General features: G+C 39.2%; 16 protein-coding genes. 7 read left to right on the top strand and 9 right to left on the bottom strand.

Annotated features, from left to right (window positions below):
* Positions 1–61 precede the first annotated feature (61 nt).
* The 4 genes from AN214_RS11120 (at position 62) to AN214_RS11105 (ending at position 4,054) form a co-directional block, all read left to right on the top strand.
* Positions 62–1,267 carry an aspartate aminotransferase family protein gene (locus AN214_RS11120; protein WP_054979802.1) on the top strand — a complete coding sequence of 402 codons (1,206 nt, stop codon included), beginning with the start codon at positions 62–64 and terminating at the stop codon, positions 1,265–1,267.
* Between the two features lie 14 nt (positions 1,268–1,281).
* Entirely contained in the window at positions 1,282–2,304 is a 1,023-nt protein-coding gene (astA, locus tag AN214_RS11115; protein ID WP_054979801.1) for an arginine N-succinyltransferase, read from the top strand.
* A 74-nt stretch (positions 2,305–2,378) separates the two neighbouring features.
* Positions 2,379–3,182 (top strand): DUF1338 domain-containing protein, encoded by an 804-nt coding sequence (locus tag AN214_RS11110; protein ID WP_054979800.1) that lies wholly within the window; start codon positions 2,379–2,381, stop codon positions 3,180–3,182.
* 128 nt (positions 3,183–3,310) lie between these two features.
* Positions 3,311–4,054: a transporter substrate-binding domain-containing protein gene (locus AN214_RS11105; RefSeq protein ID WP_054979799.1), complete on the top strand. Its 744-nt coding sequence runs from the start codon at positions 3,311–3,313 to the stop codon at positions 4,052–4,054.
* 133 nt (positions 4,055–4,187) lie between these two features.
* Here the strand turns inward: AN214_RS11105 and AN214_RS22705 are convergent, their stop codons facing one another.
* The 3 genes from AN214_RS22705 to rluF all read right to left on the bottom strand — a co-directional run bounded on the left by AN214_RS22705 (position 4,188) and on the right by rluF (position 6,525).
* Positions 4,188–4,352, bottom strand: a complete 165-nt coding sequence (locus AN214_RS22705) for a hypothetical protein (protein WP_161805681.1) — start codon at positions 4,350–4,352, stop codon at positions 4,188–4,190.
* A 114-nt stretch (positions 4,353–4,466) separates the two neighbouring features.
* Complete coding sequence (locus tag AN214_RS11095) at positions 4,467–5,447, bottom strand: hypothetical protein (RefSeq protein ID WP_054979797.1); 981 nt, start codon at positions 5,445–5,447, stop codon at positions 4,467–4,469.
* 208 nt (positions 5,448–5,655) lie between these two features.
* On the bottom strand, positions 5,656–6,525 hold the full coding sequence (gene rluF / locus AN214_RS11090; protein WP_054979796.1) for a 23S rRNA pseudouridine(2604) synthase RluF: 870 nt from the start codon (positions 6,523–6,525) through the stop codon (positions 5,656–5,658).
* A gap of 118 nt (positions 6,526–6,643) precedes the next feature.
* Between rluF and AN214_RS11085 the strand changes: the two genes are divergently transcribed.
* Entirely contained in the window at positions 6,644–7,429 is a 786-nt protein-coding gene (locus AN214_RS11085) for a Rossmann-like fold-containing protein (protein WP_054979795.1), read from the top strand.
* Positions 7,430–7,533: 104 nt separating this feature from the next.
* Complete coding sequence (locus tag AN214_RS11080; protein ID WP_054979794.1) at positions 7,534–9,123, top strand: AbgT family transporter; 1,590 nt, start codon at positions 7,534–7,536, stop codon at positions 9,121–9,123.
* A 136-nt stretch (positions 9,124–9,259) separates the two neighbouring features.
* On the opposite strand, the gene AN214_RS11075 is transcribed toward AN214_RS11080, so the two are convergent.
* Positions 9,260–10,525, bottom strand: a complete 1,266-nt coding sequence (locus AN214_RS11075) for a DEAD/DEAH box helicase (protein ID WP_054979793.1) — start codon at positions 10,523–10,525, stop codon at positions 9,260–9,262.
* Between the two features lie 106 nt (positions 10,526–10,631).
* Positions 10,632–11,546 carry a 4-hydroxy-tetrahydrodipicolinate synthase gene (dapA, locus tag AN214_RS11070; RefSeq protein WP_054979792.1) on the bottom strand — a complete coding sequence of 305 codons (915 nt, stop codon included), beginning with the start codon at positions 11,544–11,546 and terminating at the stop codon, positions 10,632–10,634.
* A gap of 146 nt (positions 11,547–11,692) precedes the next feature.
* Between dapA and AN214_RS11065 the strand changes: the two genes are divergently transcribed.
* Complete coding sequence (locus tag AN214_RS11065; RefSeq protein ID WP_054979791.1) at positions 11,693–12,295, top strand: DUF6058 family natural product biosynthesis protein; 603 nt, start codon at positions 11,693–11,695, stop codon at positions 12,293–12,295.
* A gap of 42 nt (positions 12,296–12,337) precedes the next feature.
* Here AN214_RS11065 and AN214_RS11060 read toward each other — a convergent pair whose 3' ends face one another.
* The 4 genes from AN214_RS11060 to bfr all read right to left on the bottom strand — a co-directional run bounded on the left by AN214_RS11060 (position 12,338) and on the right by bfr (position 16,826).
* Positions 12,338–12,979, bottom strand: a complete 642-nt coding sequence (locus tag AN214_RS11060) for an outer membrane beta-barrel protein (protein ID WP_054979790.1) — start codon at positions 12,977–12,979, stop codon at positions 12,338–12,340.
* Positions 12,980–13,155: 176 nt separating this feature from the next.
* Positions 13,156–13,533, bottom strand: a complete 378-nt coding sequence (locus AN214_RS11055) for a cytochrome b562 (protein WP_054979789.1) — start codon at positions 13,531–13,533, stop codon at positions 13,156–13,158.
* Between the two features lie 299 nt (positions 13,534–13,832).
* Positions 13,833–16,073 carry an acyl-CoA dehydrogenase gene (locus AN214_RS11050; RefSeq protein ID WP_054979788.1) on the bottom strand — a complete coding sequence of 747 codons (2,241 nt, stop codon included), beginning with the start codon at positions 16,071–16,073 and terminating at the stop codon, positions 13,833–13,835.
* 270 nt (positions 16,074–16,343) lie between these two features.
* Positions 16,344–16,826 carry a bacterioferritin gene (bfr, locus tag AN214_RS11045; RefSeq protein WP_054979787.1) on the bottom strand — a complete coding sequence of 161 codons (483 nt, stop codon included), beginning with the start codon at positions 16,824–16,826 and terminating at the stop codon, positions 16,344–16,346.
* Between the last annotated feature and the right edge of the window lie 2 nt (positions 16,827–16,828).

Here is a 16,828-nt window from a genome sequence, read left to right as displayed (position 1 = left end):
GATTCAATAATTGAAATAATTAAATTTTAAGTAATTAGACAACAAGATTGAGGAAAGAATAATGGCTGTAAATCGTGCTTTATTTGATGATGTAATGGTACCTAACTATTCCCCTTCAGCGGTAATTCCAGTTAAAGGTGAAGGTTCACGTGTATGGGATCAAAACGATAAAGAGTTTATCGATTTTGCAGGCGGAATCGCGGTAAACTGTTTAGGCCATTGTCATCCTGCTTTGGTAAATGCGTTAAAAGAACAATCAGAAAAAATTTGGCATTTATCGAACGTATGGACAAACGAACCAGCACTTCGTCTTGCTAAGAAGTTAGTTGATGCTACTTTCGCTGACAAAGTTTACTTTGCAAACTCAGGTGCTGAATCAAACGAAGCGGCGCTTAAACTTGCACGTCGTTTTGCCCTTGATAACTTCGGTGCCGAAAAATCAAAAATTATCGCATTTAACAAAGGCTTCCACGGCAGAACCTTCTTTACCGTAACTGTGGGCGGTCAAGCGGCCTATTCTGACGGTTTTGGTCCTAAGCCTGGTGATATTGTTCACTGTGATTACAACGACCTAGATGCATTTGCAAAACTTATCGATGACAACACATGTGCTGTAATGCTTGAACCACTACAAGGTGAAGGCGGTATTATTTCGCCAACACCTGAATTTATCCAAGGTGTTCGCGAGTTATGTGATAAACACAATGCACTACTTATTTTTGATGAAGTGCAAACAGGTGTTGGCCGCACAGGTACACTTTACGCGTATCAAGGTTTAGGTGTAACTCCAGATATCCTTACAACCGCGAAAGCACTAGGTGGCGGTTTCCCAATTGGCGCGATGATCACCACCACTGAAATCGCTAAACACCTAAAAATTGGTACTCATGGTTCAACATATGGCGGTAACCCACTGGCGTGTGCAGTTGCAGAAGCTGCGTTTGATACGGTTAACCAAGCGGATGTGCTTGACGGTGTTAGCCAAAAAGAAGCGCTTTTCCGTGAAGGTTTAGATGCAATTAACGCTAAATATAATGTATTTAGTGAAGTACGCGGCAAAGGTTTATTAATCGGTGCAGTTCTAAACGATAGTTACAAAGGTCGTGCTCGCGATTTCCTTGTAGCGTCTGCAGATAACGGTCTTATGGCGCTTGTAGCAGGTGCTGATGTAGTACGTTTCACACCTTCATTAGTTATTCCAAATGAAGATATTGCTGAAGGTCTTGCGCGTTTTGAAAAAGCCGTAGCGGCGGTTGTTAACGGTTAATAACCAAGCTGGCTATGTTAGTACTTAGACCAATTACAAAAGACGACTTTGCTGCTTTGAAAGAAGTAGCCAAAGCGTCTGGCCACGGCTTTACATCACTTCCAGTTTGCGATGATTTACTCGAAAGTAAAATTAATCGTGCTGTAGAGAGTTTTGAAAAAGACGTAAGCGCGCCGCGCGATGAAGGCTACTTATTCGTATTAGAAGACACCAAAACAGGTGAAATTGTAGGCACTACTGCAATTGAAGCTGCTGTTGGACTCGATGTACCACTTTACCATTATCATATGGGCAAGACGGTTCATCACTCCAGTACACTCGGTGTATACAACACAGTTGACATTCTTACCATGTGTAACGATTACACAGGTGCCACTGAAATCTGTACCTTGTTCTTAAAAGAGTCACACCGCAGTGGTTTGGCAGGTCGTTTTCTATCACGCATTCGCTTTTTATTTATGGCCCAGCATCAAGCACGTTTTTCAAACCGTGTAATCGCAGAAATGCGTGGTGTTTCTGATAAAAATGGCCATTCACCATTTTGGCAATGGTTACAAGAACATTTCTTTTCAATTGACTTTCCAACTGCTGACCATTTAATTGGTACAGGTAATAAGGTATTTATTTCCGAGTTGATGCCTAAATACCCTATTTACGCCAATTTGCTCAGTAAAGACGCACAAGCCGTCATCGGTAATGTTCATGATAAAACAAAACCCGCGTTAAGATTGCTAGAAAAAGAAGGCTTTGAATTTCGCGGTTATGTTGATTTATTTGATGCCGGACCAACCGTTGAAGCGCAAATGGATAACATAAAAAGTGTACGCGAAAGCCGTTTGCTTACAGTGAAAATTGGTAAAGGCCAAAGTGTTGATACCTATGCGATTGCAAACCTTGAAGTCAATGCGTTTAAAGCCGTATTTAGCTGTGATATTTCGATTGATGATAATGATGATGCGGCAATCATCGACAGCGAATTAGCTGAAGCGCTTAACGTTAAGTGTGGCGATTCAATACGAATTTTAAAATTAAGTTAGGTCGTGCTTAAACCTACTTTAATACACAATTAAAGTGTTCAGGTCGCCCTGTTCACTAATACAAAGGTAACATTATGCACAACAATGTAGATACATTATTTGAAAATTTATGGCAAAGCTATTTAGACGTAACGCCATCAGCAGTTAAAGTTCACAAATTATTAGGTGATACGCAGCAAACAGACGTGATTAATGACCACATTGCATTACGTACATTTAATATTGAAAAAGTGGGTCTTGAAAAACTTGCACAACACTTTTTAGCTGTCGGCTACACAGAGTGTGGCGAGTATCACTTTGAAGCTAAAAAACTGTATGCAAAGCATTTTGAGCACAGCGATCCGACTAAACCAAAAGTGTTTATTTCGGAATTACTTGTTGAAAAGTTTTCGCCTGAGCTACAAAAAACAATTCACGCATTAGTTGAACAAATTGACGAAGATGCAATTACGGCTGATAATTTCTTGTACTCAGGTGCGCATTGGCAAATTGACTCAGCAACCTACGCAAAACTATTAGAAGAATCTGAATACGCGGCTTGGACTGCAGCTTGGGGTTATCGTGCAAATCACTTTACGGTTAGCATTAATCACCTCGCTAACTTTGAAACAATTCAAGCAGTAAACACAGCACTTAAAGATGCTGGTTTTAAACTAAACAGTTCAGGTGGCGAAATTAAAGGTTCACCAGAAGTACTGCTAGAGCAGTCTTCAACACTTGCTGACAAAGCAGACGTAACATTTAGCGATGGTGTTAAAGCGATCCCTAGCTGTTTTTACGAATTTGCACTGCGCTACGCAAAACCAGATGGTGATATTTACACCGGTTTTGTTGCAGCATCGGCAGACAAAATTTTTGAAAGTACCAACGCGCGCTAATTGGTAGATGATAAAAAACGAGCCAATGGCTCGTTTTTTATTATTCGCTCACTATACTTAATAAACCGTGTTGTAACTGCCGCTATTATTTAAAAAAGCGTGTTTATCGAGAGCCTAAATACCGTTTGATGAAATATATTTTACTGCTTTTATTTATTTTACCGTTGCAACTAACCGCAAGACAAAGCCAAGTTGAGGTATATACCTATCATAATATGCCGCCTTACGTTATCGACTTGGAACAAAAATCTGGATTATATTTTGAGTTCGTCGATTTACTCAACCAAATGAATTCTGGCTATCAGTTTAAATTGGTGTACATGCCACGAAAACGCATTGACCACCGCTTAAAGCAAAACAAGCTAAACGGTGTAGTTATTGGTGTAAATCCCAAGTGGTTTAGAGATCCAACTCAATCACGCTATCATTGGACGCCGAAAATGATGTCCGATCAAGATATATTTGTGAGCTTAAGTAAGCATCCTGTGATTGTGAACGAATTATCCGATCTAGAAAGTAAACGGGTTGGTGGCATTCATGGCTTTAAATACATAGGCGTAGATTCGTTAGCAAATCAGCAAAAGTTAACCCGCGTAAATACACAAAGCGAAACGCAATTATTTGATATGTTGAAAAAAGAACGTATCGATACTGCGATATTGAGTTACTACACATTTCTTTATTTAAGTAAACGAGATCACAACGACTTCTACATTGCTGAAAAACATCACGATACGTTTACTCGCCATATCATGTTACCAAAAAGCCAAAATAACAGCTTATATTTAGCTTTAAATTCAATTTTAATCTGTGAAGACTTTACGAAACACTGGAAACAACGTCTACTAAATTATACTATGCCTGTTCATTAGTATTTTATTGCTCTCACATGTCACATAAAAATTGTCTGCTAGCTTCATTTATGACAGCGCTTGTCAGCGGGTGTTTTATTCTTTTAGATGTTGATTTTCTTCAACATTCTAACGAAATATTTTGGCATGTTCCTTATCGCTCATTTGTCATCATGTTATGCTTAGTTGCCGTAGCCTGCTCTGCAAAATTAATCGCACGTCCTACTTTTTTGCAACAGAGCATTGCCAATATTGGACTATACGCTGCATTAAGTTGGTTTCCGGTATCGTTAATTTTCTCAGGTAACGTGCGCAACATATTCAGCGCCAGCAGTTTAGTCAGTTATGATGTATGGCTTATGTTTAGTTTACTGCCACTCGTAAGCGCAATAGTAATTAGCCTGATGTTTGTTTATCAAAAAATTTTTAGCAACTAAGTTGTTGGTAATATTACCGAGTACGTAACAATATTATTATCTGAACGTGCCACTTGATGTGTCTCTAAGTTATTTGTTTTTAATCGATAACTAAAAAAGCAATGGCTTGTATTGATTGCACCTAGCCCACCCAATGATTTTAACCAAGGCTTTGCATACCAATTGCCATAAAGCCCCATTGTATAAGCACATGAGCGTAAGTTCGTTAAATTTGGAAAATACTTAGACCACACCGTTGTATACAGCTCGGTAACAACCAAAGCGTAAGGCGACGTATTATCAGCGTTGTTTAATCGCGCCTCTAATGTGTTCAACATTAAATTGCGACGTCGCCAATTAACCTCTGTCGTCGGTCTTGGTGGGTGCATTGCAAATAAGTCAAGAGTTTGCTTGTTAATTACTATGCCAAGTGACACCAAATCGCCTCTTTCATCTAAAATGGATATTTTTTGCTTTTTACTGATTGGATACTTACTGATAATAGCAATATTACTCGGTAAACTTTCTTTTTTGCGAATACCGTAATTAAAGCGCCCTTCACTTAATGTTTTTAATTGATTGATATGCAATTCATTGACATTGAAAAGAATTATTAACTCTGCATCTTGTTGTGTTATTTCTTGATAAATCGGTGAAAGCACTGAGTCTAGCGTATCATCAAACGTGTATTGCAACACTTTTATCGCATCGCTCTCACGCTGATTAATGAACTCTTCTGTTTTACTAATAAACAATGTACTGTTTAGATAGGCATTAAAATTTGCAGCAATCAATAATCCACTAACAAGCAGAAAAATTACCATTACGGTGCGATTCCAAAAGCCCAACAGTATGCTTAACACAATTGATAGCAGAGCAAACTGGGTTTGTAGACTGGTTATCAAATCAATTTGATAAATCGATTTGATGATCTCAAAGCGTGGCGTTAATTGCCCTAAAAAAACAACAAACAAAGCTAATAAAATCAGTGTGCGCACAGTTATTCTCAGTTTTTAACTTAGTGTTAAAAGCGTAGTCTAATGTAGTCACTTATGCTTAATTTATGTTGATATGTTATGAAGATAGCTGTTTGATTAACGTGTAATAAATCGCAGGCAAGATAGCTAAATGTTAAACAGAAATGCGTTGTACACGGTATTTCAACGCAATAATGGGCGGCATGCGCCCATTATTTAAAACATAAATTTATTTGCGTTTTAAACTTAATGTACCTGAAAGACGCTTCGCAGGTTTTCTAGATTGCTCCTGACGTTTATGTTTATCACTCGCTTTTGAACCGTCATATGACAAAGGTTTAAACGTTTTTTTCGCTTTTTTATTGTGGTCCGTTGAACGTTCTTGCGTTTTACTTGAATCAGCGATTGATGCATTAATTTGCGCCATTTCGCTGTCGCTTAAAAAGCGCCATTGCCCCACCGCTAAATCATTTAACGATACATTCATAATACGAACACGTTTTAGCTTAGTTACTTCAAATCCTAAGTATTCACACATACGACGGATCTGACGATTAAGCCCTTGTGTTAGAATAATATTAAAGCGTTTCTTGCCAAGTTGTTTAACTTTACACGGTTTTGTAATGGTATCGAGAATAGGAATACCTGACGCCATCTTTTCAACAAAACGCTGGTCAATTTCTTTATCAACGGTGACTATGTATTCTTTTTCGTGATTATTGCCCGCTCGCAATATTTTGTTGACGATATCACCTTCATTAGTCAAAAAGATAAGCCCTTCTGACGGTCTATCTAGGCGTCCAATTGGGAAAATTCGATCTTTGTAATTGATTGCAGAGACAATATTACTTTTAATTTTCTTTTCGGTTGTGCAGGTAACACCCACAGGCTTGTTGTAAGCAATATAAACGCGTTTTGGTTTTGCCTTTAATGACTTACCGTTAACCGTAATGTTATCAGCATCAGATACTTTTAAACCCATTTCGGCAACTGTTCCGTTAACCGTAACTTTACCCTCTGCAATTAACGTATCGGCTTCTCTACGTGAACAAATACCGGTTTCACTGATATATTTGTTTAAGCGCTTTAATTCACTCATATCTAAACAACTAAATAATCTATAGCGCTATTGTAATTCAGCCACATTTAAAACGCTTGCGTTTTCTCAGGTAAATGCCCATGTTAGAATAGCGTTTTTGTTTTAGCACTTTGATTTTATGTTCTTAAAACCCAACTGGCGTATTCTTACCATTGGCGATGGCGACCTCACCTTTTCGTATTCGTTACTTGCTCATCATCAAATAACACATTTATCAGCGTCAGTATTGGATGCAAAAGCAACCATAATGGATAAATACAGTAAAAATGGCATTGACGGATTAAATCGATTAAATGCCAATGTAAATTATGAACTTGATATAACAAACGCCAACACCTGGCCAAATACCCTTTGTGGTGCGTTTGATTTAGTGATTTTTCAATTTCCGCTTGTACCTGCAGTTAAGTCAAAAGATGCTTTTAACAAGGCCCCAAATCAAAATATTGTAAATCGTAACTTGCTACGTAAATATTTGCTCGCATGTTTTGACTACTTTTTAGATAAAAACGGTGCACGGCTCAGTTATATAACCTCAAAAGAAGTTAAACCTTATAGCCATTGGCAGATTGAGACCGATCTTGTCAGCGACACATCAATCGCTTACTTGGGCAAACAAGCGTTTAACTATTCACTTTTTCCTGACTATCAAATTCGTAATGTTGACCGTGATAAACAGGTTAAAGACACTAAAGGCTTTATTTATTGCTACTCCGATGTAACACAACCAGAATCGGTCAAAAATCAATTTACACCGTTTGTCTTCAATCAAAATGAGTATTGTCCTCTATGTCGTGTCGGCCCGTTTACATCAAAAGAAAACAAGCAACGCCATTTAATGTCGAAAAAACACATAAAACTCGCCACATATCAACAACAGTGGTTTGACTTCTTAGCACAGCAATAATCTCCGCATCTTGGCGGCGTAACGCGCGGTTAACCGCATCAGCCTTGGTAATATCTACGTATTATGGTATGTTGCGGGCATTTTTATATTAACCGTTATTATTCATGTCAACGATAGAAGTAAACTCTCAAGATAACCAAAATAAAGGGTTGTTTAATCGCTTTTTAGCAACCGTCGAATTCCTCGGTAATTTACTGCCTCATCCTATTACCCTATTTGCAATGTTCTGTGTTGCTATTGTTATTTTCAGTGGTATTGCAGATTGGATGGGGATTAGTGCTATTGATCCACGCCCCGAAGGTGCTAAAGGCCGTGCACCAGATGGTGTGATTGAAGTTGTATCACTTATGAGCGCTGAAGGTTTACAACGTATCGTGACTGGACTTGTTACTAACTTCACCGGTTTTGCGCCACTTGGTACGGTACTCGTCGCATTATTAGGCGTAAGTGTTGCAGAGCATTCAGGTATGTTATCAGCAGCTATGCGCGGCATGGTTATGGGTGCGCCAAAGCGCCTAGTAACGTTTATGGTGGTGTTTGCCGCGATTTTGTCTAACACGGCATCAGAACTTGGCTATGTGGTACTTATTCCATTAGCTGCAATGATCTTCCACAGCCTGGGGCGCCACCCGTTAGCAGGCCTTGCTGCCGCGTTTGCCGGTGTGTCTGGTGGTTACAGTGCTAACCTTTTACTGGGTACGATTGACCCATTACTTGCGGGTATTACAACGCCAGCAGCACAAATGATTGACCCAACATATGAAGTAGGCCCAGAAGCAAACTATTACTTTATGGCGGTTTCAGTCGTATTAATCGCCTTTGTTGGTACGTGGGTAACGGAAAAAATTGTTGAGCCTCGCTTAGGTAAATACAACAATGACGAAGCAAGCATTGATTTAGCAGATAACAAAATCGACCATTTAACTGACATTGAACGTAAAGGTTTACGTTACGCTGGTCTTGCTTTTTTAGCAACGTGTGCCGTACTTGCTACAACAATCGTGCCTGAGAACGGTATTCTACGTCATCCAGAAACTGGATTAGTGGCAGGTTCACCTTTCTTAAAAGGGATTGTTGTATTTATCTTTGTAACCTTTGCTATTCCTGGTTTTGTTTATGGTCGCGTTGTTGGTTCAATGAAAAACGACCGCGATATCATTGATGCCATGTCTAAAAGTATGAGCTCAATGGGTATGTATATTGTGTTGGTGTTCTTCGCTGCGCAATTTGTTGCATTCTTTAAATGGACCAATTTAGGTACTATCTTAGCGGTTAAGGGCGCGGCTATGTTAACTGCGTTAAACTTAACTGGCCCTGAAGTGTTTGTACTGTTTATTTTTATGTGTGCAGTGGTTAACTTGAGTTTAGGTTCATCATCGGCACAGTGGGCAATCACCGCGCCAATATTTGTACCTATGTTAATGCTTATTGGTTATGCGCCTGAAACAATTCAAGCGGCCTACCGTATTGGTGATTCGGTAACTAACCTTATCACGCCAATGATGAGCTATTTCGGCTTAATACTCGCGGTGGCAACCAAATACAAAAAAGATATGGGCATAGGAACACTTGTCGCAACCATGCTGCCATATTCAATGTTCTTCTTTGTAGGCTGGGTATGTTTATTCTACTTGTGGGTATTCGTTCTAGGTATGCCAGTTGGCCCTAATTCACCAATCTACTATACGCCATAGAAGGTTTAGCTTGCTAAGTGCCATTGGCGTAAGCTATTACAATTTGAAATAAAAAAGGAGCAGTAAATGCTCCTTTTTTGTACTTAACTTTCGCTTTGTCAGCTACTCGATAACAACGAAATATTAATCTTGGTTGTTACTTTTTAAATGCTTTTCTGATTTTCTGACGATTTTGCATCTTGGCTTCTGCTCCGTACTGCGTTGCTCTATTAGAACGAATACGCTTTTGCAGCGAGGTTTTCTTGCCGATTTTCTTAATTAAGCCATCACGGTTACTTACTTCAAAGCCAGGGTAATAAATACGCTTAACTTTGTCTTGAATTAAGTCTTCAATTTGCGCAAGTACGTGCTCTTCTTCACGGCTAACTAATGAAATAGCAAAGCCTTTTTGCCCCGCGCGACCTGTACGCCCGATACGGTGAACATAATCTTCAGCAAGGTACGGCAAATCAAAGTTAATTACGCGTGGTAGTCCGGCAATATCCAAGCCGCGAGCCGCGACTTCCGTACCCACTAAAATAGTGGTTTTCCCGTCTTTAAATTCACGTAAGGCGCGGCGACGATTACCTTGGCTTTTATCACCATGCATCACACCAACAGTAACGCCGTATTGAGTAAGCTCGTCAACAATTAACTGCACATCTTCTTTCATATTGACAAAAACCAGTACTTGCTTCCATCCCTTACGACAAATAAGCTCTGACAATAGCTCTAATTTTCTGTCGTTTGATACGGGATACGCAACGTGGGTGATTGTACTAGCCGTTTCGTTATCTCTACTTACCTGAACAATTTTGGGATTTTTAAGTGCTTTTGTAGCAAACTGTTTGACTGCCGACGGATACGTTGCTGAAAACAACAATGTTTGTTTATTTTTGTCACATTGCTCTAAGATGGTTTCAATATCAGAGCGAAAGCCCATATCTAGCATACGGTCTGCTTCGTCAAGTACGACATGACACGCGTTATTAAGCGCAAAATTACCTTTACGTAAATGTTCAATTAAACGCCCTGGCGTTGCGACAAGAATATCGCAGCCTTTATTAACACGGTTAATTTGTTTGTCGTGCTCAACACCACCGAAAATAGCAACCGACTTTAAATTATTAAACGCTGTAAATTGCTTAATGTTATGATCAATTTGATCAACGAGTTCACGCGTCGGCGCTAAAATAACAGCGCGAATTGACTCACCATTGGCGTTACTATCGAGTAGCTTTTGAATAATCGGCAGCGCAAACGCTGCTGTTTTACCAGTGCCTGTTTGCGCACTTGCAAGCACGTCGTGACCGCGACGCACGTGTGGTATCGCCATTTTCTGTACTGGCGTCAGTGATTCATAACCCATTTTCTCTAATGCTGATAAAATCGAGTCAGCAAAGCTAAAGGATTTGAAATTCATAATATTGGAAACCTATTGAGGGAATTACGTTGATTATAACAAGGAAAGTGCTGTGCAGAATAGCTAAAAGCGATCGTTTAACCAATCGCTTTAATAAAAACGGGCGTTATGGGGTAACGATAAAATCGCTTTGTGCTAGTTGATTAAGCGAATCGCCAACGAGTTTATCTTCAAACTGGCGCATTAATCCCATGCCTGTTTCAATTTGCTGATTATTAAGCGGCACATACGGTAAGCGGAACACTGGTTTTACCGCGCCCGATAACGCCAATGCGGTATTAATCGCGATTGGATTTGGCTCACAAAATAACCATGCCATTAATTGTTGGCATTGGTCGTTAAGTTCATTATTTTCGCGGTCCATTAATTCACGAAATACACTCGGAATTAAATTTGACGTAACTGAAATCACACCATGTGATTTGGCTTTATGGCGACTCTCATGGGCTTCGTCGTCGTTACCAGACCAACATGCAATGCCTTTGCTTTCATAATATTCAATTCGCTCATTACCAGCGCATTCTTTTACACCAATAAAGTTTTCTGACTGAGCAAGCTGTTCAATAATATCAGGAGTTAAGTCTTGACCCGTACGCCCCGGTACGTTGTAAATAAATGCAGGACCAATCGCTAATACACGTTCAAAGTGAGCTATAACCCCTTGATTTGACGTGCGTCCGTAGTAAGGATTAATTTGCAGTGCTGCATCCATACCTGTAGCAAAACCATATTCTGTGGCTTTAATTGCTTCTTTAGTATTATTACTGCCGGTATTACCAACAATAAGTAATTGGCCTTTAAATTTGTTAACGCTATGGGCGATAAGCATTAAATGCTCTTCCCAATTCATTAACTGGCCTTCGCCCGTTGTACCACCCACAATAATGCCATCTACACCAGCTTCGATTTGCTTTTCAACTAGCATGTCGTAAGTGGGTAAATCAATTTCGCCATTGCTGTGGTAAGGCGTTTTTATTGCGGTGATTAGACTCGCTTGTTTAATTGTGGCAACGTTTGTCATAGATACTTATCGTTATAAAAATTTCCACTATTTTAACCATAAACAAGGTGTCACGTAAGTAGGTAACAAGTCTTAGTTAAAATTTGTTGTTATTTTTATTAGTTACGATAAGATAACTGTACAAATATACAGTTAATTATTTTTCAATGGCTATTTCAGAATACTTCGAAGATTATTTCTACTCGTTAAAACAGCTTTCTTTGCACACAGGGGTGAAAGAGCACACCTTAAATGAGTGGCAAGACGCCTGTATTTTGCCAAGCGCCGCCTACCATTTAAAAAACCAAGTGCAGTCGAGCTCGTTTTTTGGCATCTGTGATTTCAATGAAGAGCAAGAGTATTACGCCCGAGGCTATACTAAATGGATAGACTTGTTAAAGAATCATTCAGAGCTAAGCTCAGCGCAAGCATATACCTTGTTCTATCAGCAATATGCAAAATCAGTAAACGATTTGGCGGCAAAAGGCTTTGAACTTAACGCCGAATATTTCGAAAATCTTGAAGAGCAAATTCAAAACCATTGGCAATTATTTTTGGCGGGTAAATATGGCGTTATTACAGCAAATGGTTTTATACATGAAATTGTTGCGCTAGAAGCGGTAGATTACTTAGTTAATAACTGTGAAATAGGTGACGAACAGTTAAGTAAATGTTTGCGCCTACTTGAACGCACTTTAAGCTACCCGCCACAGCAGCTAAATTGTGTATCAAATGCGCATAAATTACTAAAGCGCCTTAAAGATTTATAGTAGTGTATTTAGCGATATTAAAAATATCGCTAAATACTAAATCTAGAATCGGAACAGTAACGACACACTTAAGGTATCGGTTTTAATTTCAGCGATTTCAGTTTTCTCATAATCTAGGGTAAGCGCCATTGATTTGCTGATGCCGTAACCGATTCCCAGCCCACTGACTACAGACGTGCCGCGGTCGTCAATTTTTTGTGTGGCTAATGCGCTATCTTGATATATCAGTTGCTCCATTTTATTGTCCCAACCGATCACACCCACTTGCGCTTTTAAAAATAGCTTATCATTTATAGGCAATGTACCGACCAAACGTAAATCTGCCGCTAACGTTTCAAATTCGCCTTTATGCTTTGTGGTACTTGTTTTTTTACCTTTGCTATCGGTGCTTTGCTCTGACACTTTGAAATCGGCTACCCCAAAACGCGACACACCGCCTTCTATGGCAACAAATCTGTTAAATTGAAAGCCAACTAAAATCCGTGCACCAAAACCACTATCACTGGATTTATACTTATATTCACCGAGGTTTTCGTCCACAACTGATGCTTTAAAATCAAGCGATTTAAAGTTTTGCTGTTGTAAACTCAAACCGTAATATGCAAATTGATTGTGGTTTTTTGCATATGAATTAAGTGAAAACACACTGACAATGATAAGAAGTAAATAAGTTAAGGGTTTCATTATTGTCCTTAAAATGAAAATAAAACGGTGATCGCGCACCAGAACCGATTAAAACGCTCTTATCTGTTAGATAAGTGCTTAGACGTTATCAAGGTTATAAAAGTAACGCCGAATAACGGCGCAATATAATGCAAATTGAAAAGTGATTTATCAAGTAAAATTACACTTATTAACAGTTAGTTACCAAATAATAGCTGCCAGAAACTGGGCTCATGAATTTTGTGATATTGCTTGCGTAATTTATCAATTTTGGTCAATTGTTTTTTAGCAGTTGGCAAATCGTTTACGTTTTGCTTAATTAACGCAACGTGTTTAAGTACACGCTCGATACCTTGGTTCGATTTCTCCGACTCACGGTTAAAGCCAATTTGTTGCGACTTACGTAAGGCATTTTCAATATCAGTTAAATGAGTAAGCAACTCATCTGATGTTTGCGCTGTTTTGGCTTGTTTGTAACTTAGTGCCATTTCTTTCATCACTAACGCTAGCTCTGATTGTTCAGCTGAGAGTGAAAAACACATTATAAAAATCGATAAAAGGAAGGTTTTTTTCATACTGCTCTCTTGTTACCTAAATCGCTAAGTATTCTAATTAATAGTGTCGTAATACTAATACCAATTCACTTAAGTAGCTGATCATCCTCGCGGAATGAATATCATGATAACGGCGTAAGAATGTATAAATGTGGAACAACTACATAAGAAATATTCCGCCTTGGTATCATTTCATTTATCCAGCGCTATCCCTAGTCTCACACTTAACAGAATTGGTATTTAAAATCGCGCCTATTGTAACAAGAACATAAAAAAAGCCAATCACATGGATTGGCTTTGCAAGTACGTTAGGATTCTAATTAGCTAGCTTGTTTTAGCTTTGCCTGTTCTGGCTTTAGTAAATTCATATCAAAATCGAATTCATCAACGCGTATTGCAAGCTCACGTTTTACGTTGTAATCGACTAGCATTTTATACTCATCTGCCGTGATAACGTTTGCTACCAATGCATTATCGAGAGTTTCAGCGAAACGTACGCCGGCTTTGATTTCTCTCTTGCGTAGTGACTTTTTAATCTTAGCTAGCATATCTAAACACTCTAGTTTAGCTAGGTACGCTTGCTGGTTAATGTCGTGTCCATCGCCACTTGAAGCATGTACTAAATGCGTTAATTGCTTTTTAAATTTGGTATTTAACTGGCACTGATGCGCAAGTTCTCTAACCAAATCATCATTGATACGCATTGTGCTTTCAGAGTACGTTACTGTAATCAAACGCATGAACTTACGTGTTGAACCTGATGGGAAGTTTGCTAAGAAATCGCTGATTGCGTTTTCAGCTTGCGCAATAGCCCAACGTGTTGCGTAATGGAAGTACGGTGCTGCTTGTGCACGGTCTTCAACAGACACTTTTTGCTCGTAATATCGAATCGATGCCATTGCTGCGTATAAATAACTCATTACATCACCTAAGCGCGCTGATAGTAGTTCAGCTTGCTTAAGTTTGCCGCCAAGCACAAGTAATGAGAAGTCTGCGTATACTGCAAGTTTTGCTGAAAGTTTATTTACTGCTTTTTCGTACTGACGCACTTCAGACAGTTTTGACTTCGCGCCTGTAGTAAATGGCAGTAAACCTTTAGTAAACGCACTTAAACTGTTACCAACACTGTAGCCAATTGTTTTTGTTAACAAGCCACGGAACGTAGCGTCTGCATTTTTTTCAGTACTGTGGATTGATTCAACCATGCTTTGCAGATGCGGGTGACAACGCATTACACCTTGACCAAAGATCATAAGGTTACGCGTAAGAATGTTTGCACCTTCTACTGTGATTGCAACTGGTTGACCAAGGTAACCTTGCGCTAAGGTATTTTGCGGACCACATTGAATTGCTTTACCAGCTTGAATATCCATTGCTGAATTTAGTACATCACGGCCAAGCTCTGTCATATGGTACTTTGCAATTGCAGTTACAACTGATGGTTTTAAGCCTAAGCCCAAACCTTCTGTTGTTAATACACGCATTGCTTCTTGTAAGTACGTTTTGCCCGCAATATCAGCCAATTTTTCTTGAATACCTTCAAATAAGCCAATGCTTAAACCAAATTGCTCACGCACTGCTGCGTATTCTGACGCTGATTTAAGTGCTACGTGTGCAGTTGAACAACCTAATGCTGGTAATGAGATACCACGGCCCGCGCCCAGGCAACTTACAAGCATTTGCCAACCGCGACCAATGTTCTTTTGACCACCAATGATAAATTCCATCGGTACAAAAACACTCTGACCACGTGTTGTACCATTGTAGAATTTAATGCCCATTGGGTTATGGCGATTACCCAGTTCAACACCTGGATGATCTTTTGGAATTAGCGCACAGGTAATGCCTAAATCTTCTTCGCCACCAAGTAGACCTTGTGGATCTTTTACTTTCACTGCAAGGCCAAGTACCGTTGCAATTGGTGCAAGCGTGATATAACGCTTATCCCACGTTAACTCTAAACCAAGTACCTGTTTGCCTTGGTATTCGCCCATAGTTACGATACCTTGGTCTGGAATACCGCCAGCATCAGAACCCGCTTCAGGGCTTGTTAGTGCAAAACATGGAATATCTTGGCCGATAGCTAATTTAGGCAAGTAGTGCTGACGCTGCTCTTCCGTACCATAGTGCATAAGTAGCTCACCCGGTCCAAGTGAGTTTGGTACCATAACCGTTACTGCAACAGCTGTACTTTTGGTAGCGATAGTCGCAACAATCGTTGAATTCGCATATGGGCTAAACTCTAAACCGCCATACTGTTTAGGAATAATCAGTGAAAAGAAACGATTTGATTTAATAAACTCAAGAATATTGTCAGGTAAATGATTTGAACTTTGGATCTCAGTTTCATCAATCATGTCTAACAATTGCGCTACTGGACCATCTAAGAATGCTTGCTCTTCATCGCTTAGTTTTGCTTCAGGCACTGCACGTAACGCATCAAAATCAGGCTTACCTTGATAGATAGAACCTTCCAACCAAACATCGCCTGCATCTAAGGCTTCTTGCTCTGTTACAGAGATACTTGGTAATACTTTTTTCAAACTTGTTCTTAAACTCATGGCTACTCATCCGACCAGATAATTTTTATACATTACGTCATAAAATTTTGTTTAGATCAATTACTCTAGTTAAAAAAATTAATAAATTTATTACATTTAACACCTATGCATATGATTTAATTATATTTTTAAATATGCACACATGTACGCTGAAACGTTGTTTTGGAATGTTTTTGTGGGCCAAATATGCGCAGTAGAACAAAGCGCAGGCGGTAATTTAAACAAGAGTACGGAGTAGCTCGAAAATAAAAAAGGCCATAAAGGCCTTTTCTACGGGGTATCACTTTTCATTTGTGACTGAATATAATTTGGTAATCCAATCAGTTTAATTAAGTTCAGATGCTGCTCTAACCAGTAGATATGATCCATTTCGGTATCATCGAGTAAGGTTTCGAGTATTTCGCGTGTTACATAGTCTTTTTCGTCTTCACATACTTTAATGATTTCGATAAGACTTTGCTGAACCGTGTGCTCTGCTGCTAAATCATTTTCGAGCATTTCTTGCACATTGCTGCCAACGTTAATTGGTTTACGTGACGCTGTATCTGGTGATCCTTCTAAAAATAGAATACGCTCAATCAATTTGTTGGCATGCTCTAGCTCTTCTTCATATTCGTGAGCTAATTGCCTGTGTAGCTTTTCAATGCCTAAATCTTCATAAATTTTACCGTGCGCCAAATACTGATCCATTGACGTTAATTCAAGTGTAAGCTGGCGGTTAAGTAAATCAATAATCTTCTGATTGCCTTTCATCA

This window comes from Pseudoalteromonas sp. P1-9 (genome assembly GCF_001399975.1).
Lineage (GTDB): Bacteria > Pseudomonadota > Gammaproteobacteria > Enterobacterales > Alteromonadaceae > Pseudoalteromonas.
This window is presented reverse-complemented; position numbering and strand designations above follow the sequence as displayed.